Here is a 20,553-nt window from a genome sequence, read left to right as displayed (position 1 = left end):
CAACACGATGCGTGCTCTACCCGTGATTTTCAGTGTGTGTCTGGCGATGGGGTCATCGCTTTGCGTTGCGGCTCAAACAGCAAAAATACCTGTGGTTGCCAGCTTCAGTATCCTCGGGCGACATGACCCGGGCCATCGGCGGCGAGCATATTCAGGTCAGTGCTTTGGTCGGTCCTGATGAAGATGCTCATACCTACGAACCTACCCCGGACGATGCCAAGGCGTTGCTCAATGCCAAGGTCATTATCAAAAATGGCTTGGGGTTCGAGCCTTGGCTAGACCGCCTGGTGACCAGTACCGAAACCCCTGGTGCTATCGTCACGGCCAGTCACGGAGTGGCCGCACACACGATGGAGGAAGATGGCGAAACCATCCCCGACCCTCACGCCTGGCACAACCTGACGAACGCCAAACTGTATGTGAATAACATTACCCAAGCGCTGATCAAGGCTGATCCGGCCGACGAAGCAGACTTCAACCGCAACCGCGCGACTTATCTGAAAGAACTGGATCGGCTGCAAGCAGAAGCCAAAGCAAAGCTGGGCAACCTGCCCGCCGGCAATCGCCGTATCGTGACCTCCCATGATGCGTTCGGGTATTTGGGCCAGGCATATGGCATCGCCTTTATGGCTCCTCAGGGCTTGTCCACTGAGCGCGAACCTTCGGCCGCTGAAGTCGCTTCGCTGATTCGCCAGATACGGGCCGACAAGGTCAAAGCCGTGTTTATGGAGAACATCAAAGACTCGCGCCTGCTGCAGCAAATTGCCGATGAAAGCGGCGCACAGATCGGTGGCACGCTGTACTCCGATGCCCTAGCAAGTGAAGGTCCGGCCAGTACTTTTCTTGGCCTGTTCGAGTACAACCTCAACACTCTGCACAACGCGCTGAGCACACCATGATCCGAAAAAATCCATCAGGTGATTTACCGCAAATCGCCGAGTCCGCTTATGTCGACAGAACAGCCATCATCTGCGGCAAAGTGGTGATCGGCGAAAACGTATTTGTCGGCCCCTACGCGGTGATCCGCGCTGATGAAGTTGACCAGGACGGCGGCATGCAACCGATCAGCATCGGCGCCAATTCAAATATCCAGGACGGCGTGGTCATTCATTCAAAGTCGGGCGCAGCGGTCACCATCGGCGAAAGCACCTCGATTGCGCACCGCTCCATTGTTCACGGGCCATGCCGTGTGGGCGATCGAGTGTTTATCGGCTTCAACAGTGTGCTGTTCAATTGCGAGCTGGGTGACGGCTGCGTGGTGCGGCATAACTCGGTCGTCGATGGCCGCGACCTGCCGGCTAACTTCTATGTGCCGTCCACTACCCGTATCGGACCAAACACGGATCTGAGCCAGTTTGCGCCGGTCAGTGTCAGCGCATCGGAATTTTCAGAGGATGTAGCGCGCACCAATGTGGATTTGGTGCGCGGCTATAAAGCGCTGCAAAACGAGTTCTGATCAGGTACGCGGTTTAACTGTTCCACAGTTTTGTCCCAACCACACAGCACGGGTATCCATGCTGCCCTTCTGCTGAATCCCGGTCGCATTAAAGGTGCCATTTACTTGGGTGGTGAATTCACGATCACTGGCAAACGTTGCCACACCTGCGCCCTGGGCTTTTGGACAACTAAAGCGAAACTTCCACTGATTTCCACTACGCTCAGTGATCTGCTGGTTACATCCCGACTTGGGATCGGTCAGTGGAATGTTGTCTGACTTCACTTGCTCGGGCGTCAGGCACACCCGCACACCTTTACCCGCCATGGTCAGCCCCTGGCTTTCCAGTTGGGCTTTTTGTTCCGGGGTCAGCATATTCTGTAATTGGCCTAACATTACCTGCAGTTCAGGCAGCTGTTGGCCATCTACCTGCATATTGCTGGAGCTGAGTTCCCAAAGCCCCGGTTGCAGCATCTGGGCCTGAGCCACAGGAATCGACAAACCACAGGCCATGAACAGCCCAAGCAGACGAACATTCATCAAGCAACTCCTACGCGATTGTCAGCGTTAGACGTCAAAAAAGGGCAAGTGTTGCGCCCGCAAACAAATAGGACATTCATAACAGATCATGGTCTGTTAGTACTGGCATTAGACATTTTGGAGTAAGGATACGCATGGATTATCTAGGCCCGCACGTACTTGGTTATCTGATTTTATTAATCCACAGCTTAGGCCTGATTGCCGCCGTGCATGCAGTGCTTACGGTCAGGACTGCGCAGGGCTCGATTGCCTGGGCCATGTCGCTGTTCTTTATTCCTTACTTCACGCTGATCCCGTATCTGATCTTTGGCCGCAGTACTTTTGACGACTACATTCGCGCCCGACGCGATGCCAACCAGGAAATGCGTGAAGCCATCACCCATCTGAGCTGGCGGCCATGGGTCGAGGAAGCCCTGGCCGCACGCAATTCAAAAGCCTACGCCTCGCTGCGCGCAATGCCCAGGCTAGGCCGCATGCCATGCCTGGCCAACAACAGCGTGCGCCTGTTGATCAATGGCACGGCGACATTTGACGCCATTTTCGATGCCATTCGCTCAGCCAAGGAGGTGGTGCTGGTGCAGTTTTTTATCATCCACGACGATGACCTGGGCATGAAGCTGCACGCACTCCTGCTCGAAAAAGCCGCGCAAGGCGTCGCGGTGCATCTGCTGTATGACAGCATCGGCAGCCATGCCTTACCAAAAGTTTATGCCGAGACCTTACGCGCAGGTGGTGTGCAAACTTATGCGTTTGCCACCCGTGGCGGCTGGATCAGTCGTTTCCAGGTCAACTTCCGTAACCATCGCAAAGTGGTAGTTGTGGATGGCGTGCGCGGTTTTGTCGGCGGGCACAACGTAGGTGACGAGTACCTTGGAGCCAAGCCGCCACTGTCGCCGTGGCGTGATACTCATGTAGAGGTTACCGGCCCTGTAGTCGCCTGCCTGCAGGAGTCCTTTGCCGAAGACTGGTTCTGGGCCGCCCGTAAACTGCCTCCCCTGCTTCTGCCACAGAGCTACCCGGACGGTGGCGTACTTTGCCAGTTCCTGGCCAGCGGCCCGGCAGATCCATACGAAACCTGCTCGCTGTTTTTCGTTGAGGCCATCCATGCAGCCAATCACAGGGTATGGATTACCAGCCCCTATTTTGTGCCTGACGAAGCGGTGTTCTCCGCGCTCAGGCTCGCCGTGCTGCGCGGTGTGGATGTACGCATCCTGATTCCGTCTCGCCCGGACCATAAAATTGTGTATGCCGCATCCAGTCTGTATGCCTTCGAAGCGGTGCGCGCAGGCGTGCGAATCTTCCGCTATCAACCCGGCTTTGTGCACCAGAAAGTAGTGTTGGTTGATGATGAGATCAGCGCTATTGGCAGCGCCAATATGGACAACCGTTCGTTCCGTCTTAACTTTGAAGTCATGCTGCTGACGGTCGATGAAGACTTCGCCCGGCAGGTCGAGCACATGTTGCTCGATGACTTCGCCCTGGCCCGTGAAATTACCGAAGCGGATATCAAGGCCACACACCGCTTGCAGCAGCTAGGTATGCGAGTGGCCCGTCTGGTTTCGCCAGTTTTATAAGCTTGTAGGAAGGATCTAAATTTCTCGGAGCAGGCAAAGCACCAAGCAGGTTTCCATAAACTGAACGGCCCGGAATAACCCGGGCCGTTCAGCGTAAGGAATAAAAAAAATGCGATTATCGCTAATGGGCGTGCTCTTCAGCATCAGCACACTGGCTTCAGCTCAAGCCAGGGTCACACCTCACTCCCCGCCGCTAATCAGCGTAGAAGTGGGCCAGCCAACGTTTATCCACCGGCTGCACTACAAGAAGATGTACAGCGAAAAACCCTTTGAAGAAGCGGTGCTGTACTACTACGACAATGGTCTCTACAAAATCATCTCACCTGGCGAGAACCACTACGGGGTGTATGTGGTGGAGGGAGATTTCACTGACGACCACTACCGCATCAGTTACATCTCCCTCCCCTCACCGGACTGGGGCGGCAATGTTGCCCGCCACGATCTTGTGTTCAACAAGAACTCACTGACGTTCGAGCAAAAAGCCCTGGCCCAGGTCGATCAAAACATTGGCCTCCAGGACGGGCGCTTTGTTCTGGACATCAATACCCAACAAGACCCCCTGCCCATCACTTGGGAAAACCACACTCAGCGATAAATATCCGCCCGGGTCGGTGGCAGTTCCAGCGAGCCATCGGCATGGGGCTTGGTCGCCAGAATCTGGTCGATGTTGATCCAGCCATGGGCAAAGGCGTAGGCACAACCCGCCAGATACAAACGCCAGATCCGTAGAGCCTGCTCCGGCACTTGCTTGGCAGCAGCGTCCAGCTTGTTCTCCAGGCGCTGGCTCCAATGTTCCAGCGTGCGCGCGTAATGCAGACGCAGGCTTTCAACATCGACCACTTCCAACCCGGCCTCGCTGATTTCGGCTGTCATCATCGACAGATGCGGCAGCTCACCATTGGGAAACACATAACGATCGATAAAGTCCCCCGCACCCCGGCCAACCTGACGACCATCGGTGTGCTTGGACGTTATCCCGTGGTTCATCACAAGCCCGCCCTCGCGTACGGCCCTGGAGAGGATTTCGCAATATTCGCGCAGGTTGGCATGGCCGACGTGTTCAAACATCCCGACGCTGACGATCTTGTCGAACCGTCCATCCTGCGGCAAGTCGCGATAATCAAGCAGTTGCAGGTCAACCTTGTCTTGCAGGCCTTCAGCGTTAACGCGCTCACGGGCAAGTTTGAGTTGTTCCTTGCTCAGGGTAATCCCGAACACCTTGACCCCATATTCACGTGCGGCAAACCGCGCCAGCCCGCCCCAACCGCAGCCAACATCCAGCAAGTATTCGCCGGGCTTGAGTCGCAGCTTGCGGCACAGCAGACGAAACTTGGCTTGCTGGGCTTCGTCCAGGCTCTCTTCCCCGGTTTCAAAATAACCGCAGGAATAGGCCATGTCGTGGTCGAGCCACAGCTGATAGAAGTCGTTGGACAGGTCGTAGTGATAAGAGATGGATTCGGCGTCGGTCGCCTTGTCGTGATAGACCCGGGGTGGCGGGGTGTTTTCATCATCGTCCACCAGCGCCTGGCTCAGTTCATCGCAGACCCGGATCGCTTCGCTGATAGAGCCTTCCAGCTCAAGCCGGCCCTCAACGAAAGCGCTGCCCAGCAAGTCGAGGCTGGGGTGGGTGAATTGAGACACCAGGGTCGGGTCCTTGACCACGATTGTGACGCTGGGCGTCGGGCCGAAATTGAACTCGTGTCCGTCCCAGAGCCTTAGCCGTAATGGAAGTTGAAGTTTCTGTAAGGCCGGTGGAAGTTGCGCGAGCATCTTTGTTCCTCCTTCATTTCAGATATCAAAACTATAGGTTAGACGAATAACCAAAACTGTCAGTTTCACGGACAAGAGGTAGACGCTAGAGCGGACGCGACCATTTGTCCGAATCACTTTCACGCAGACCTCAACCCCTGCCGGGCTTCGGGCTTTACGCTATCTGCGAGTAACAGCCAGCCCAGAAATGACCATCGAGGGAAAGCCAGCCCCCACAAGAGCTGCGGGGGGTAATTGCAGATTTAGTGGGCACCGCACTAACTGTGGGGGGCTGGCTTGCCTGCGATGCAGACACTGCGGTCGGTCTGTTAAATCGCAGGGATGCCATCGCGGGCTAGCCCGCTCCCACAAATGGATGGGCAATGCCAGCAACAGTTTTTTGCGGTAGTCAGTCCGGGTGGCTGATCAACTGTTTCGCCAGGGCCTCAAAGGCCGGGATGGTCACCGGATCATTCGCCGAGTTACTGGCAATCGGGTTGGAGGCGTAACGCACGATGACCATTTCGGCTTTCGGATCGATGTAGGTACGTTGGCCGTAAACACCGCGAGCCATAAAGGCACCATCAGCGTTGTGCGTCACCCACCACATGTCGCGGTAACTGGCGCCCTTGAGCAGGTCGTAACCGGCTTTTGCGAAGGCTGCTTTATCGCCGCCACCGCGAATGTCATCCACAACCGCCTTGGGTACGATTTGCTGCCCAAGATACTGGCCATTGTTACGGATCATCTCGCCAAAACGGGCCATGTCCCGTAGCCCGGTATTCAAACCGCCGCCCGCAAACGGAGTGCCGATGGAATCGACGGTGAAATACGCCGATTGTTCAGCGCCGATACGTTGCCAGATTTTTTCCGAGAGCAATTGCGCGACGTTGCGCCCTGTCGCCCGCGCAATCACCCACCCCAGCACATCGGTGTTCACGGTTTTATAGGCGAAGGCCTCGCCGTGCTCCCCCTCAGGTTCGACCGTCTGCAAATATTCCATATAACTTTGCGGGCCGGTGTAGTCCTTGGGTTTGGGCAGCGGATTACCGGCCTGTGCATGCTTCCAGACTTCAGCATTGGGGTCGGCATAATCTTCGCTGTATTTGAGCCCCGTGGTCATGTCCAGCACCTGGCGCAAAGTGGCGTTGCCAAAAGCCGACTTGGCCAGCTCCGGCACATACTCTGCAATTTTTTTATTGGCATCCAGTGTGCCATCAGCCACCAGCATCGCGCCCATGGTGCCAACCACCGACTTGGTCATCGACATTGCACCGTGCTGGCCTTCAGGATTCAGGACACCAAAGTAGCGCTCGTAAATAATTTTTCCGCGATGCAGTACGACGATGCCATCCGTGTAATTGGCTGCCAGTGACTGTTCCCAAGTCATCGGCTGCTTGCTGCCCAGTGGCACGAAGGTCAACCCGTCGATATCCGTGCGCAGGGCCCGGGCCAGCGGTACGGGAGCACCCAGGCCACGGGACACATTGGTGGTGGGCATTAATTGGCGAAAGTTGGAGACACTCCAGCGCATGGCCGGAAACTGGAAATAACTGCCGTCAGCAAAACGCACAATACGATCAGGAGGCGGCGGCGCGCCGACCATCCAGCCCATCTTCGCCGGGTCGCTGGCAGCAGCATCCGGGTAAGAGGTTTTTTCAGAGGCACAGGCAATGGAAGCGGCCAGGCAAGACAGCAAAAAAACCGCGCTGACACGCGCCGGTTTTAGAAAGTGTTTAAACATCGAATTTTCCTTTTCAGTTCAAGGCCGCACACCACTTTGCGATAGAAACAGTGGAAATGTATAGCCCACCCCGACGCCCACAGGTTGAGCGGCCGTGTTTATTTCATGTTTTTATTTTTTCAATCACCGCTTCCAGCTGATGAAAGTCGCTGTGGATATTTCTTTCTCGGCTCCAGATCATGTCCAGAGTAAAAGTCGGAAAACCCGCAGGTGGTTCGAGCACTTTTAGGGTTGGTGGCACATTCAGTGTCGCCACTATTTTTTTCGGGATCACGATCAGTGCGGGTACTGCCAATAAAATATTGACCCCGGCGTGATAAGAATTGGCCCGGGTAAAAATATTTCTATGCCGAGACTGTTTCTCCAGCCAGCCATCCACCATGTTTTTTTCCGACAGCCAAGGAGTTGGAAATACGTGCTGCGCATCGCAAAAATCATCAATATCCAAAAAAGATTTTGGCTGATGTTTAGGCACGCTGGACAGGCACATAAAAGAATCTTCATTGAGACTGCGATAGCCCAGCAACGGATGCTGCTGGTGATAACCCGGACCGAAACCAAAGCAGACGTCAGTGTCCGAGGACAGCAGCTGATTGATCGGCAAATCCTTGCCCAGTCGGCTCACACTCAACGACCAATTGCGCCCTGTTGCACGTACTTGCTGCAGCAGGGTGGGCAACATGAGGATTTCAAAATACTCAGGGGCAGTAATGTTCCACTGACGCAGCACGGAGCCCTGCTCTGCCCCTTCTTTAGCGCACTGGTTAATGCACTGCATGATGTTTTGCAGATAAGGCTTGATCGCCAGCACCCGTGTCGTGGGTTGCATGGCGCCGTCACTGTTTTCGAAAAGTTTGTCGTCGAAACAATGCCGAAGTTTTTTCAGGCTGTAGCTAATGCTCGACTGACTGAGATTCAACATTTCTGCAACACGCTTGGCACTACGGTTTTCGATCAATAACAAAACAATCGAAATATCCTGCATATCCAATTGTTTCAGTGCATTGGTGTACAGCATGCCAGCTCCTTGCTGAAGTTATCCACAGACCTGAAACCACTCGGCCCGCAGAGCGGGCCGAGTCAGTGCTGAATTTAGAGAATTAAAACTGTTGCTCCCAGTAATCACAAGGAATTCACATACTGTTGATGGAGCCGCTTGCAGGGAGAATCTGTGGCGGATCAAGGGGCAAAACGATGGTTTCCTCAAACGCTCCGGACTGTTCGGCATTACTCGCGTTATGTCTTAAAATAGCCGGTTGCCGAAAGAACCGTCATGGCCGAAGCCATGAAGGGCTTTCATCCCTTGAAAATAAGTGTGGTGAAGATGAACAAGCCTTTCATTTCGCTGTGCCCTGAAATTACTCGGGCGCATGCGTTGACGTTGATGGACTGGTTGGAGGATGAGCGCGTCACCTGTTATCTGAGCGATTCACGTCATGTCTCCCGCTCAATCGAGCAAGCCATTGATCGAACCCAATTACCAATCCTGACCCATCTGTTCAACCAGGGCGGCCGATTCTTCATGGCCTATGACCGGTATGACGATCCGGTGGGCTTTGTCCGTCTCATCAAGACCGACTCAGATTGCGAGATTGTCCTGGCCATCGGAGACAGCGACAAATGGGGCCGAAACCTTGGCGCCCGTACGATCCGCGAAGGCATGAAACTGGCTTTCCTCGACATGCGGGCCAAGAAACTCATCGCCAAAATCCACCCGGACAACGCGCGCTCGCTGAAAGCCTTTGTGCGCAGCGGCTTTGTGCTTGAGAGCGAAACGCCGACATTGAAGTCGTTTTCCATGACGGCAGGGCGCTATCTCCAGTTTTTGCGCGAAGGCACCGTTGGCGACTCCGCCAGGATCTACATCACTGAAATCGACAAGGCCAGGCTCGAGAGTCTAATCGCTCTCGAGCAAGGTCCGACTGTTGTTGAGCTCGAACATGAACTTGAGCGTGCCATTGTCGTCAAGCCGCAGCAGGTGGCGTGCAATGTCGTCACGATGAACTCCAGGGCCTTGCTGCAGCTGGACGACGAAGAGATCGAAGTGGCTCTGGTCTACCCTGAAGATGAGGACAGCAACGCAGGGAAGCATTCCGTGTATTCCGACATCGGCGCTGCCATCCTCGGCTATCAGGAGGGGGATTCCATTGACTGGCGAATATCTGACAGGACCCGCCGGATTGAGATCAGGAAAGTGCTTTACCAGCCGGAGGCTGCGGGCCATTTCCACCTGTAATTGAGTCTTTCGTTCAGTGCTCGTCAATCAGGGACGATTCACGACTCATCAGGTTGAATCTGCAGGAGCATCTGAAAGTGTCCGTAGGGTGTTGGACATGCAACCTGGAAGAAGGGGATCTGTCGACGAAGGGAGCCAGTCAGTGGCTCCCTTCATTTGCGACAGTTTTAATTCTCTAAAACCGCTACTTAATGCCGCAGCTGCGATTTATTCCACAGTCACGGATTTAGCCAGGTTACGCGGCTGGTCTACGTCAGTGCCTTTAAGCACGGCCACGTAGTACGACAGCAATTGCAGCGGGATGGTGTAGAGGATCGGTGCCAGCACATCATGGATATGCGGCATGTTGATCACATGGGTGCCTTCGCCATTGCTCATGCCTGCCTGTTCATCGGCAAACACAATCAATTCGCCACCGCGAGCACGAACTTCTTGCAGGTTGGATTTAAGTTTCTCCAACAGCTCATTGTTCGGAGCAACGGTCACTACCGGCATATCGTTATCCACAAGTGCCAGAGGGCCGTGCTTCAACTCGCCCGCTGGATACGCTTCAGCGTGGATGTACGAAATTTCTTTGAGCTTGAGTGCGCCTTCCATTGCTACCGGGAATTGAGCGCCACGACCCAGGAACAGGGTGTGGTGTTTATCGGCAAACAACTCAGCTACTTTTTCGACCACCGAATCCATCGCCAGGGCTTCACCCAGACGCGCTGGCAAACGGCGCAGCTCTTCAACGAGCTGCGCTTCAACGCCCTCTTCCAGGGTGCCGCGCACTTGACCCAGGGACAGGGTCAGCAGCAACAGGCCTACCAGCTGGGTGGTGAATGCCTTGGTAGAAGCGACACCGATTTCGCGACCGGCTTGGGTCAGCAGCGTCAGATCAGACTCACGAACCAAGGAGCTGATACCTACGTTGCAAATCGCCAGGCTACCGAGGAAGCCCAATTCTTTTGCATTGCGCAGTGCTGCCAAAGTGTCAGCGGTTTCGCCCGATTGCGAGATCGAAACAAACAGGGTGTCCGGTTGCACCACAACTTTGCGATAGCGGAACTCACTGGCCACTTCAACCTGGCACGGAATACCGGCCAGGCTTTCGAGCCAGTAACGGGCAACCATGCCTGCGTGGTAGCTGGTACCACAGGCAACGATCTGAACATTGCGAACCTTGGCGAACAATTCCTTCGCCTGTGGACCGAAGGCTTGAACCAGTACATGGTCCTGACCCAGACGGTTTTCCAGGGTGCGCTGCACGACTGCTGGTTGCTCGTGGATTTCCTTGAGCATGTAGTGGCGGTATTCGCCCTTGTCGGCCGCTTCTGCGCCATCGCTGTACTGCACGGCTTCGCGCTGAACGCTCTGACCGTTTACGTCCCAGATCTGTACGCTGTCACGATGGATTTCAGCGATATCGCCTTCTTCCAGGTACATGAAACGGTCAGTGACCTGACGCAGTGCCAATTGGTCGGAGGCCAGGAAGTTTTCCCCCAGACCCAGGCCGATCACCAACGGGCTGCCGCTGCGGGCTGCAACCAGACGATCCGGTTGTTTGGCGCTGATCACGGCCAGACCGTAGGCACCGTGCAATTCTTTCACGGTGGCCTTGAGGGCCGCAGTCAGGTCGTTGTGATCCTTGAGTTTGTGGTTGAGCAGGTGAGCAATGACTTCGGTGTCGGTATCCGAGGTGAATGCGTAGCCCAGGCCTTTGAGTTGCTCACGCAGGGCTTCATGGTTTTCGATGATGCCGTTGTGCACAACAGCCAGATCGGAGCCCGAAAAGTGCGGGTGGGCGTTACGCTCGCAAGGCGCACCGTGAGTTGCCCAACGGGTGTGGGCAATACCCAGGCGACCGGCCAGGGGTTCACCGGCCAGGGCTTGCTCCAGCTCGGCAACCTTACCGTTGCGGCGCATGCGCTCCAGGGTGCCATTGTTGGTGAAGACAGCAACACCTGCGCTGTCGTAACCACGGTATTCAAGACGTTTCAGGCCTTCCAGCAGAATGGCCGTGATATTACGTTCAGCGACTGCGCCAACGATCCCACACATAAAGTTCTCCTAGCTTAGGGCCGCGCATAACAGTGTTATGCCTCGGGCCTGAATCTGTTCGCGCGCCTCAAGGGGCAGGCGATCATCGGTAATAAGGGTATGGACGCTGCTCCAGGGCAGTTCCAGGTTGGGTATTTTGCGACCAATCTTGTCCGACTCGACCATCACGATCACTTCACGCGCAACGTCAGCCATGACCCGGCTCAGACCCAACAACTCGTTAAAAGTTGTCGTGCCGCGCTGCAGGTCTATGCCGTCAGCACCGATGAACAGTTGATCGAAGTCGTATGAGCGCAACACCTGTTCGGCAACCTGTCCCTGAAAGGACTCGGAGTGCGGATCCCAGGTGCCCCCGGTCATCAGCAATACAGGCTCATGTTCCAGTTCGCTGAGTGCATTGGCGACGTGCAGGGAGTTGGTCATCACCACCAGGCCAGGTTGCAGGCCCAGTTGTGGAATCATCGAGGCTGTGGTGCTGCCACTGTCGATGATGATGCGTGCGTGCTCTTTAATCAGACCCACTGCCGCACGGGCGATGGCTTGCTTATAAAGAGAGACAGGCTGCGGTACATCACTGACCAGTTCTTGCGGCATGGTGATGGCACCGCCATAACGACGTAATAACAGCCCGTTACTTTCGAGTGCAGCCAAATCCTTGCGAATCGTAACCTCGGAGGTCTCGAAGCGCTTGGCCAGTTCATCCACACTGACTTCGCCCTGCTCAGCAAGCATGGCCAGGATGTTGTGTCTGCGTTGTGGCGTATTACGTTTGGACATAACGGCTTAAGTTTCGTTTCGAAAGATAACGAAAGCAATGAAACCGTATCTCGAAACCTTCGTCAAGAAAATGTTGCGGGTTATTTTCTGTGAATAACTCGATATAGGCCTGTGTTCATTGGCCAATACGCTTATTTAGCCCCGCAAAAAATAAAGCCTTATCCACAGGGAGCGGATAAGGCTTTAGGTAACTTATTGATTTAAAACAGTTATAGGATGACTTGTTAATAACCGTAAATCGTTACCTTCTGCTTGTGGATAACTCTAAATCAAGGCTTTGGCTGCTTGACCGGGCGCTTCCATCCATCAATATTGCGCTGGCGCGCACGACCAACGGCCAATTGTTGCGGGGCAACATCCTGGCTGATGGTTGAGCCGGCTGCGGTGGTTGCACCGCTAGAGATATCCACAGGCGCCACCAGCGAGTTGTTGGACCCGATAAACACATCGGCACCCAATACAGTCTTCCACTTGTTGGCGCCATCGTAGTTGCAGGTGATGGTGCCCGCGCCAATATTGGTACGGGGACCGACCTCGGCATCCCCCAGGTAAGTCAGGTGGCCGCACTTGGCATCTTCACCGAGGTGGGCGTTTTTCAATTCGACAAAGTTACCCACATGGGCACGGGCATCCAGCACGCTACCCGGACGCAAACGCGCGAAAGGACCCGCATCACTGTTTTCACCCATCACGGCGCCGTCGATATGGCTGTTGGCCTTGACCACCACACCTTTGCGCAGGGTGCTGTCCTTGATCACACAGTTAGGGCCAATGACTACGTCATCTTCAATAACCACACGGCCTTCAAGAATCACGTTGATATCGATCAGCACATCACGACCAACGGTCACTTCACCGCGCACATCGAAACGCGCCGGGTCACGCAAGGTCACACCCAATGCCATTAGACGACGGGCTTCGCGCAACTGGTAATGACGCTCCAGCTCACTAAGCTGTTTACGGTCGTTGGCGCCCTGCACTTCCATCGGGTCCAGCGCATGCTCGGTGGCCACGACCAAACCATCGCTGACCGCCATAGCGATTACGTCGGTCAGGTAGTACTCGCCCTGTGCGTTGTTGTTCGACAGACGGCTCATCCAGTCAGCCAGGCGGCGGGTCGGCAAAGCGAGGATGCCGGTGTTGCCTTCAGTGATTGCACGTTCGGCTTCGGTTGCGTCCTTGTGCTCAACAATCGCGCATACCTTGCCGTCGGCGTCACGCACGATACGGCCATAGCCAGTCGGGTCGGCCAGGTTGACGGTCAGCAGGCCCAGTTGCTCGGGGCCAACTTGCTTGAGCAGACGCTGCAGGGTCTCGACCTCGATCAGCGGTACATCGCCGTACAGGATCAGCACATTTTCTGCGGTCAAAAATGGCAGTGCCTGAGCCACGGCATGACCGGTACCCAGTTGCTTGTCTTGCAGCACAAAATTCAGGTCGTCAGCGGCCAGGCGTTCACGCACCAGTTCGGCACCGTGACCGATGACGACGTGAATGCGGTTCGGCTCAAGCTGACGAGCGCTGTGGATAACATGGCCGAGCATGGAGTTGCCTGCCACGGGGTGCAGAACCTTGGGCAGGGCGGAACGCATGCGGGTGCCCTGACCTGCGGCGAGAATAACGATATCGAGAGACATGACTGGCTACCAATCCTGGGTGGTCAGCGGTTGCGACCAAAAAGTATTTCGCGGAAAAAGAAAAAGGGTAGCCGAGGCTACCCTTTTTAATCAATCACACAATAAGACAGGAGGCTTAGCCGCCGAACTTCTTGCGGATTTGCTGGACGGTGCGCAGCTGAGCTGCGGCTTCGGCCAGACGTGCAGCAGCAGATCCGTAATCGAAATCTGCGCCTTTTTCGTTCAGTGCCTTCTCGGCAGCCTTTACGGCTTCCTGAGCGGAGGCTTCATCCAGGTCGGCAGCACGTTGCACGGTGTCGGCAAGAACCTTGACCATGTTCGGCTGAACCTCGAGGTAACCACCGGAGATGTAAAACACCTCGGCTTCACCGCCCAATTTGATCAGGCGGATCGGACCTGGCTTGAGTTCAGTGATCAGCGGAGCGTGACCCAGAGCGATACCAAGATCACCCAGGCTGCCGTGCGCAATCACCATCTCGACCTGACCGGAAAAGATTTCTCCTTCCGCACTGACGATATCGCAATGGACTGTCATCATATTAGCCATCTGATTGCCTCAACCTGATTAGCGCCCGTTGCCGGGCGCCGGAATTACAGTTTCTTGGCTTTCTCGATCGCTTCTTCGATGCCGCCGACCATGTAGAACGCTTGTTCTGGCAGGTGGTCGTAGTCACCGTTGAGGATGCCTTTGAAGCCAGCAATGGTGTCTTTCAGGGAAACGTATTTACCCGAAGCGCCAGTGAAGACCTCTGCCACGAAGAACGGCTGAGACAAGAAACGCTGGATCTTACGAGCGCGGGATACCAACTGCTTGTCGGTTTCCGACAGCTCGTCCATACCCAGGATCGCAATGATGTCCTTCAGTTCTTTGTAACGCTGCAACACGTACTGAACGCCGCGAGCGGTGTCGTAGTGTTCCTGGCCGATTACGTTCGGGTCCAGCTGGCGCGAAGTCGAATCCAGTGGATCTACTGCTGGGTAGATACCCAGGGAAGCGATGTCACGGGACAGAACGACGGTAGCGTCCAAGTGGGCAAACGTGGTCGCAGGCGACGGGTCAGTCAAGTCATCCGCAGGTACGTATACCGCTTGGATCGAAGTGATCGAACCGTTCTTGGTAGAAGTGATGCGCTCTTGCAGAGTACCCATCTCTTCAGCCAGAGTCGGCTGGTAACCTACTGCCGAAGGCATACGGCCCAGCAGTGCGGATACTTCAGTACCGGCCAAGGTGTAACGGTAGATGTTGTCAACGAACAACAGTACGTCGTTACCTTCGTCACGGAACTTCTCGGCCATGGTCAGGCCAGTCAGTGCTACGCGCAGACGGTTACCCGGCGGCTCGTTCATCTGACCGTAAACCAGTGCCACTTTGTCCAGTACGCTGGAATCCTTCATCTCGTGGTAGAAGTCGTTACCCTCACGGGTACGCTCGCCCACACCAGCAAACACAGAGTAACCGCTGTGTTCCATGGCGATGTTACGGATCAGTTCCATCATGTTTACGGTTTTGCCTACACCGGCACCACCGAACAGACCAACCTTACCGCCTTTTGCAAACGGGCAGATCAGGTCGATAACCTTGATGCCGGTTTCCAGCAGGTCGTTGCCGCCAGCTTGCTCAGCGAAGGACGGCGCCGGGCGGTGAATGCCCCAACGCTCTTCGGTGTCAATCGGGCCAGCTTCGTCGATCGGGTTGCCCAGAACGTCCATGATCCGGCCCAGAGTCGCTTTACCGACTGGAACGGAGATGGCTGCGCCAGTGTCGGTGACTTCCAGACCGCGCTTCAAGCCCTCGGTGGAACCCATCGCAATGGTACGAACCACGCCGTCGCCCAGCTGTTGCTGAACTTCCAGAGTGGTTCCGGCCGCGCTTTGTACTTTCAGCGCGTTGTAGATGCTCGGTACGTTTTCGCGTGGAAATTCCACGTCGATCACGGCGCCGATGATTTGAACGATACGTCCGCTACTCATAGCTGGATCCTCTGAATATTTGAACCGTTAAACCGCGGCAGCGCCGCCGACGATTTCCGAGATCTCTTGGGTGATCGCAGCCTGACGCGCCTTGTTGTAGATCAGCTGCAAATCGCTGATCAAGTCACCGGCGTTATCAGTGGCGTTCTTCATTGCGATCATCCGCGCAGCTTGTTCAGCTGCACTGTTCTCGACCACCGCCTGGTACACCTGCGACTCCACGTAACGCACCATCAAGCCGTCTAGCAGCTCTTTGGCATCCGGTTCGTAGAGATAGTCCCAGTGGTGCTTGAGTTCTTGATCCGGGGTCGCCACCAGTGGAATCAATTGCTCCACAGTAGGCTGTTGCGTCATGGTGTTGATGAACTTGTTGGATACCACGGACAGGCGGTCAATACGGCCTTCCAGGTAAGCATCCAGCATCACCTTAACGCTGCCGATCAAATCATTGATCGACGGTTCTTCACCCAGATGGCTGATAGCAGCGACGACGTTACCGCCGAAGTTACGGAAAAATGCCGCACCTTTGCTGCCGACCACGCACAGATCAATCTCGACGCCGTTTTCACGGTTTACCGCCATGTCCTTGACCAAAGCCTTGAACAGGTTGGTATTCAAACCACCACACAAACCACGGTCACTGCTCACAACCACATAACCCACACGCTTAACTTCGCGGTCGATCATGAACGGGTGGCGGTATTCCGGGTTGGCGTTGGCCAAATGCCCAATAACCTGGCGGATACGCTCCGCATAAGGACGGCTAGCAGCCATGCGCATTTGTGCCTTGCGCATTTTGCTGACCGCCACTTTTTCCATGGCGCTGGTAATCTTTTGCGTGCTTTTGATGCTCGCAATCTTACTGCGAATCTCTTTTGCGCCTGCCATGTAACACCTATCAGGTTAGCAAGCGGGAGCCTTGCGGCTCCCGCTGCGGCTTACCAGGTTTGGGTGGCCTTGAACTTCTCGATACCGGCTTTGATGCCAGCGTCGATTTCGTCATTGAAGTCACCTTTAACGTTGATCTTCGCCATAAGCTCGGCGTGATCGCGGTTGAAGTAAGCAATCAGCGCTTGTTCAAAGCTACCGACCTTGGTGATTTCGACGTCAGTCAGGAACCCACGCTCAGCGGCATACAGCGACAGCGCCATGTCAGCGATCGACATTGGTGCGTATTGCTTCTGCTTCATCAGCTCGGTAACGCGCTGACCATGCTCAAGTTGCTTACGGGTCGCTTCGTCCAGGTCAGAAGCGAACTGGGCAAATGCTGCCAGTTCACGGTACTGAGCCAGAGCGGTACGGATACCACCGGAGAGCTTCTTGATGATCTTGGTCTGAGCGGCACCACCCACACGGGATACCGAAACACCGGCGTTCACTGCAGGACGGATCCCGGAGTTGAACATGGCCGATTCCAGGAAGATCTGACCGTCAGTGATGGAAATCACGTTGGTCGGAACGAACGCGGAAACGTCGCCAGCCTGGGTTTCGATGATCGGCAGTGCGGTCAGGGAACCGGTTTTGCCGGTCACTGCGCCGTTGGTGAACTTCTCTACGTATTCTTCGGATACGCGGGATGCGCGCTCCAGAAGACGGGAGTGGAGATAGAACACGTCGCCTGGGTAAGCTTCACGGCCTGGTGGACGGCGCAGCAGCAGGGAAATCTGGCGGTAAGCCACTGCTTGCTTGGACAGATCGTCATAAACGATCAGCGCGTCTTCACCGCGGTCGCGGAAGTATTCGCCCATGGTGCAACCGGAGTACGGTGCCAGGAACTGCAGCGCTGCGGATTCGGAAGCACTGGCAGCAACGACGATGGTGTTAGCCAGCGCGCCGTTTTCTTCCAGCTTGCGAACCACGTTGGCGATGGTCGATTGCTTCTGACCGATCGCTACGTATACACAGAAAATGCCGCTGTTCTTCTGGTTGATGATCGCGTCGATCGCCAGAGCGGTTTTACCGATCTGACGGTCACCGATGATCAGCTCACGCTGGCCACGGCCGACAGGGATCATGGCATCGACAGCCTTGTAGCCAGTCTGTACAGGCTGGTCTACCGACTTACGCCAGATCACGCCTGGAGCAACTTTCTCGACTGCATCAGTCTCGGTGTTGCCCAGTGGACCTTTGCCATCAACTGGGTTACCCAGTGCGTCGACAACGCGACCCAGCAGTTCCTTACCAACCGGAACTTCCAGGATGCGGCCAGTGCACTTGGCGCTCATGCCTTCAGCCAGAGTCGTGTATGCGCCCAGTACTACGGCACCTACAGAGTCTTGCTCAAGGTTGAGAGCCATACCGAAGACGCTGCCCGGAAACTCGATCATCTCGCCGTACATTACGTCGGCCAGACCGTGAATCCGCACAATACCGTCAGATACGCTGACGACAGTGCCTTCGTTACGGGCTTGGGAGGTCACATCGAGTTTTTCGATGCGGCCCTTGATAATTTCACTTATTTCGGAAGGATTGAGTTGCTGCATTGCTCTGCTGCCCCTTCAAACTCAAGATTTCAATGCTTCGGCAAGGCTTGCGAGTTTTCCGCGAACCGAGCCATCGATAACCAGGTCGCCGGCGCGGATGATGACACCACCTATAAGGCTGGCATCCTCCGCAACTTGCAGGCGCACTTCCCGGTTGAGTCGTGCACTGAGAACCTTGGCGAGTTTGTCTTGCTGTTCTTGGTTCAATGTAAAAGCACTGGTCACTTCTACGTCTACCGACTTCTCTTGTTCAGCCTTGTACAGGTCAAACAGAGCGGCGATCTCCGGCAGTAGCGGGAGACGGTCGTTTTCGGCAACGACGTTGATGAAGTTCTGTGCTGCTACAGTGAACTTGTCGCCGCACACATCAATAAATGTGGCGGCCTTTTCTGCGCTCGTCAGTCGCGGGGCCTTGAGCACGCGCTGCATAGTGTCGTCTTGCGACACTGCTGCAGCCAGGCCGAGCATGGCTGACCAAGAGGCCAGTTGCTGGTGGGCCTGGGCGTGCTCGAAGGCTGCCTTAGCGTAAGGTCGGGCCAACGTGGTCAATTCTGCCATGATCGCCCTCGCTTAAATTTCAGCAGCCAGTTTAGTAACCAGCTCCGCGTGCGCGTTTTGATCGATTGTGGCACCCAGGATCTTCTCTGCGCCTTCAACAGCCAAGCTACCCAATTGGGCACGCAGGGCGTCTTTAACGCTGTTCAGTTCCTGTTCGATCTCGGCCTGAGCCTGAGCCTTCACACGGTCAGCTTCAACGCGAGCCTGTTCACGGGCTTCGTCTACGATCTGAGTACCGCGTTTCTTGGCTTGCTCAATGATTTCAGCTGCTTGAGCCTTAGCTTCGCGCAGTTGTTGACCCGCTTTATCTTGGGCCAACTCCAGGTCGCGAGCTGCTCGGTTAGCAGCGTCCAGTCCAGCCGCAATCTTCTTCTGACGTTCTTGCAATGCCGCGATGACCGGAGGCCACACGAACTTCATGCAAAACAGTACAAAAATGAAGAACGCAACGGACTGGCCAATCAGGGTTGCATTAATGTTCACGCCAACACCTCGCTCGTTCGTTGTCCATCACTCTAATCAACTCGAAAATTCGAGTGATTAGCCAGCGAGTTGACCAACGAAGGGGTTCGCGAAGGTGAAGAACAGTGCGATACCAACACCGATCATAGTTACGGCGTCGAGCAGACCGGCAACGATGAACATTTTAACTTGCAGCATTGGAACCATTTCTGGTTGACGCGCTGCGCCTTCCAGGAACTTGCCACCCAACAGGCCGAAACCAATTGCGGTACCCAGTGCGCCCAGGCCGATCAACAGTGCAACAGCGATAGCGGTTAGACCAACTACAGTTTCCATCTTTCCTCCCGACTTTTACGTCGTATGGTTTAGGTTTTTAGATTAAAGCGGTAAAACAAAATCATTTTGCGACGCCCTCTCACCCTAAGGTGAGAGGAGCACCAGATTCGCCGAAGCGGATCTTAGTGATTATCTTCGTGTGCCATCGACAGGTAGACGATGGTCAACATCATGAAGATGAACGCTTGCAAGGTGATGATCAGGATGTGGAATACAGCCCACGCCCATTGCAGCACCACGCCCAGACCGCTAAGCCAAAGCAGGCCGCTGCCGAACATTACGGCGATCAGGATAAACACCAGTTCGCCAGCGTACATGTTGCCGAACAGACGCAGAGCCAACGAAATAGGCTTGGCAATCAACGTCACGAATTCGAGCAGGAAGTTCACCGGAATCAGCAGCGCCTGAACAAAAATGTTCTTGCTGCCGAATGGGTGCAGAGTCAGTTCACCGATGAAGCCGCCGATGCCCTTGATCTTGATGCTGTAGAAGATGATCAGAGCAAATACCGACAGGGCCATGCCCATTGTCGCGTTTGGATCTGTCGTCGGTACGGCACGGAACGGGAAGTGTTCATCGCCAGTGATCAGGATCGCCAACTGAGGAATCCAGTCAACCGGAACCAGGTCGATGGCGTTCATCAGGAACACCCACACGAAAATGGTCAGCGCCAGCGGTGCGATAACAGCACTGCGACCGTGGAAACTGTCTTTTACGCTGCCATCAACGAATTCCACCAGTACTTCTACGAAGTTCTGCAGTGCGCCTGGCTGACCGGAAGTTGCCTTCTTGGCCGCCATGCGGAATACGAGGATGAAGATCAGACCTACAAACAGCGACCAGCCGAGGGTATCGACGTGGAACGCCCAAAAGCCCATTGCTTTAGCTTCTGCAACGGTGTGGGCAAAGCCCCAGCCGCCATCAGGTAGCTGCCCAAAGGTCAGGTTCTGTAAGTGGTGCTGGATATAGCCCGAAGCGGTTGTTTCTGCCATGGTTGCCTCAAACGCC

At 55.2% G+C, this 20,553-nt stretch carries 19 protein-coding genes and 1 pseudogene; 5 read left to right on the top strand and 15 right to left on the bottom strand.

The features are described 5' to 3' along the window. The first annotated feature begins 7 nt into the window (after nucleotides 1–7). Together CJU81_RS08745 and CJU81_RS08740 are read left to right on the top strand one after the other, a co-directional pair. Nucleotides 8–899 (top strand): annotated as a pseudogene (locus CJU81_RS08745) (metal ABC transporter substrate-binding protein). Continuing rightward, nucleotides 896–1,456, top strand: coding sequence for a gamma carbonic anhydrase family protein (locus CJU81_RS08740; protein ID WP_095036269.1), 561 nt, complete (start codon nucleotides 896–898; stop codon nucleotides 1,454–1,456). Before CJU81_RS08745 ends, CJU81_RS08740 begins: the two are co-directional and overlap by 4 nt. On the opposite strand, the gene CJU81_RS08735 is transcribed toward CJU81_RS08740, so the two are convergent. Next, nucleotides 1,457–1,975: a DUF3617 domain-containing protein gene (locus tag CJU81_RS08735; RefSeq protein WP_016782904.1), complete on the bottom strand. Its 519-nt coding sequence runs from the start codon at nucleotides 1,973–1,975 to the stop codon at nucleotides 1,457–1,459. 134 nt (nucleotides 1,976–2,109) lie between these two features. On the opposite strand from CJU81_RS08735, the gene cls reads away from it, so the two are divergent. Beyond that, nucleotides 2,110–3,549 (top strand): cardiolipin synthase, encoded by a 1,440-nt coding sequence (gene cls, locus CJU81_RS08730; RefSeq protein ID WP_095036268.1) that lies wholly within the window; start codon nucleotides 2,110–2,112, stop codon nucleotides 3,547–3,549. A gap of 109 nt (nucleotides 3,550–3,658) precedes the next feature. Continuing rightward, nucleotides 3,659–4,144, top strand: coding sequence for a hypothetical protein (locus tag CJU81_RS08725; protein ID WP_095036267.1), 486 nt, complete (start codon nucleotides 3,659–3,661; stop codon nucleotides 4,142–4,144). Here the strand turns inward: CJU81_RS08725 and cfaB are convergent. From cfaB to CJU81_RS08710, 3 genes are all read right to left on the bottom strand, one after another. Next, complete coding sequence (gene cfaB / locus CJU81_RS08720; protein WP_095036266.1) at nucleotides 4,135–5,319, bottom strand: C17 cyclopropane fatty acid synthase CfaB; 1,185 nt, start codon at nucleotides 5,317–5,319, stop codon at nucleotides 4,135–4,137. The two genes, CJU81_RS08725 and cfaB, sit on opposite strands and share 10 nt — an antisense overlap. A 388-nt stretch (nucleotides 5,320–5,707) precedes the next feature. Further along, nucleotides 5,708–7,042: a serine hydrolase domain-containing protein gene (locus CJU81_RS08715; protein ID WP_095036265.1), complete on the bottom strand. Its 1,335-nt coding sequence runs from the start codon at nucleotides 7,040–7,042 to the stop codon at nucleotides 5,708–5,710. A gap of 103 nt (nucleotides 7,043–7,145) precedes the next feature. After that, nucleotides 7,146–8,060, bottom strand: a complete 915-nt coding sequence (locus tag CJU81_RS08710; protein ID WP_095036264.1) for a LysR family transcriptional regulator — start codon at nucleotides 8,058–8,060, stop codon at nucleotides 7,146–7,148. Between the two features lie 255 nt (nucleotides 8,061–8,315). Here CJU81_RS08710 and CJU81_RS08705 point away from each other — a divergent pair, with 255 nt between their 5' ends. After that, complete coding sequence (locus CJU81_RS08705; protein ID WP_095036263.1) at nucleotides 8,316–9,278, top strand: bifunctional GNAT family N-acetyltransferase/nucleoside diphosphate kinase regulator; 963 nt, start codon at nucleotides 8,316–8,318, stop codon at nucleotides 9,276–9,278. A 207-nt stretch (nucleotides 9,279–9,485) separates the two neighbouring features. Here the strand turns inward: CJU81_RS08705 and glmS are convergent, their stop codons facing one another. The 11 genes from glmS to atpB form a co-directional block, all read right to left on the bottom strand. Further along, nucleotides 9,486–11,321: a glutamine--fructose-6-phosphate transaminase (isomerizing) gene (gene glmS / locus CJU81_RS08700; RefSeq protein WP_095036262.1), complete on the bottom strand. Its 1,836-nt coding sequence runs from the start codon at nucleotides 11,319–11,321 to the stop codon at nucleotides 9,486–9,488. Between the two features lie 9 nt (nucleotides 11,322–11,330). Next, the gene (locus tag CJU81_RS08695; protein WP_088378585.1) at nucleotides 11,331–12,098 is read right to left on the bottom strand and encodes a DeoR/GlpR family DNA-binding transcription regulator; all 768 of its coding nucleotides are present in this window, start codon (nucleotides 12,096–12,098) and stop codon (nucleotides 11,331–11,333) included. A gap of 269 nt (nucleotides 12,099–12,367) precedes the next feature. Then, nucleotides 12,368–13,735 (bottom strand): bifunctional UDP-N-acetylglucosamine diphosphorylase/glucosamine-1-phosphate N-acetyltransferase GlmU, encoded by a 1,368-nt coding sequence (glmU, locus tag CJU81_RS08690; RefSeq protein ID WP_095027773.1) that lies wholly within the window; start codon nucleotides 13,733–13,735, stop codon nucleotides 12,368–12,370. Between the two features lie 115 nt (nucleotides 13,736–13,850). Continuing rightward, entirely contained in the window at nucleotides 13,851–14,270 is a 420-nt protein-coding gene (locus CJU81_RS08685) for a F0F1 ATP synthase subunit epsilon (protein ID WP_095027836.1), read from the bottom strand. A gap of 56 nt (nucleotides 14,271–14,326) precedes the next feature. After that, entirely contained in the window at nucleotides 14,327–15,706 is a 1,380-nt protein-coding gene (gene atpD, locus CJU81_RS08680) for a F0F1 ATP synthase subunit beta (RefSeq protein ID WP_019828667.1), read from the bottom strand. A 27-nt stretch (nucleotides 15,707–15,733) separates the two neighbouring features. Continuing rightward, complete coding sequence (gene atpG, locus CJU81_RS08675) at nucleotides 15,734–16,594, bottom strand: F0F1 ATP synthase subunit gamma (RefSeq protein WP_003438003.1); 861 nt, start codon at nucleotides 16,592–16,594, stop codon at nucleotides 15,734–15,736. Between the two features lie 50 nt (nucleotides 16,595–16,644). After that, nucleotides 16,645–18,189 carry a F0F1 ATP synthase subunit alpha gene (gene atpA / locus CJU81_RS08670; RefSeq protein WP_086799496.1) on the bottom strand — a complete coding sequence of 515 codons (1,545 nt, stop codon included), beginning with the start codon at nucleotides 18,187–18,189 and terminating at the stop codon, nucleotides 16,645–16,647. A gap of 21 nt (nucleotides 18,190–18,210) precedes the next feature. Continuing rightward, nucleotides 18,211–18,747, bottom strand: a complete 537-nt coding sequence (locus tag CJU81_RS08665) for a F0F1 ATP synthase subunit delta (protein ID WP_095036261.1) — start codon at nucleotides 18,745–18,747, stop codon at nucleotides 18,211–18,213. Between the two features lie 12 nt (nucleotides 18,748–18,759). Then, on the bottom strand, nucleotides 18,760–19,230 hold the full coding sequence (locus CJU81_RS08660) for a F0F1 ATP synthase subunit B (RefSeq protein WP_016782874.1): 471 nt from the start codon (nucleotides 19,228–19,230) through the stop codon (nucleotides 18,760–18,762). 57 nt (nucleotides 19,231–19,287) lie between these two features. Continuing rightward, nucleotides 19,288–19,545, bottom strand: coding sequence for a F0F1 ATP synthase subunit C (gene atpE / locus CJU81_RS08655; RefSeq protein WP_002555987.1), 258 nt, complete (start codon nucleotides 19,543–19,545; stop codon nucleotides 19,288–19,290). Nucleotides 19,546–19,667: 122 nt separating this feature from the next. Beyond that, on the bottom strand, nucleotides 19,668–20,537 hold the full coding sequence (gene atpB / locus CJU81_RS08650; RefSeq protein ID WP_095036260.1) for a F0F1 ATP synthase subunit A: 870 nt from the start codon (nucleotides 20,535–20,537) through the stop codon (nucleotides 19,668–19,670). Nucleotides 20,538–20,553: the final 16 nt, after the last annotated feature.

This window comes from Pseudomonas fragi (genome assembly GCF_002269505.1).
Taxonomy (GTDB): Bacteria; Pseudomonadota; Gammaproteobacteria; order Pseudomonadales; family Pseudomonadaceae; genus Aquipseudomonas; species Aquipseudomonas fragi_D.
This window is presented reverse-complemented; position numbering and strand designations above follow the sequence as displayed.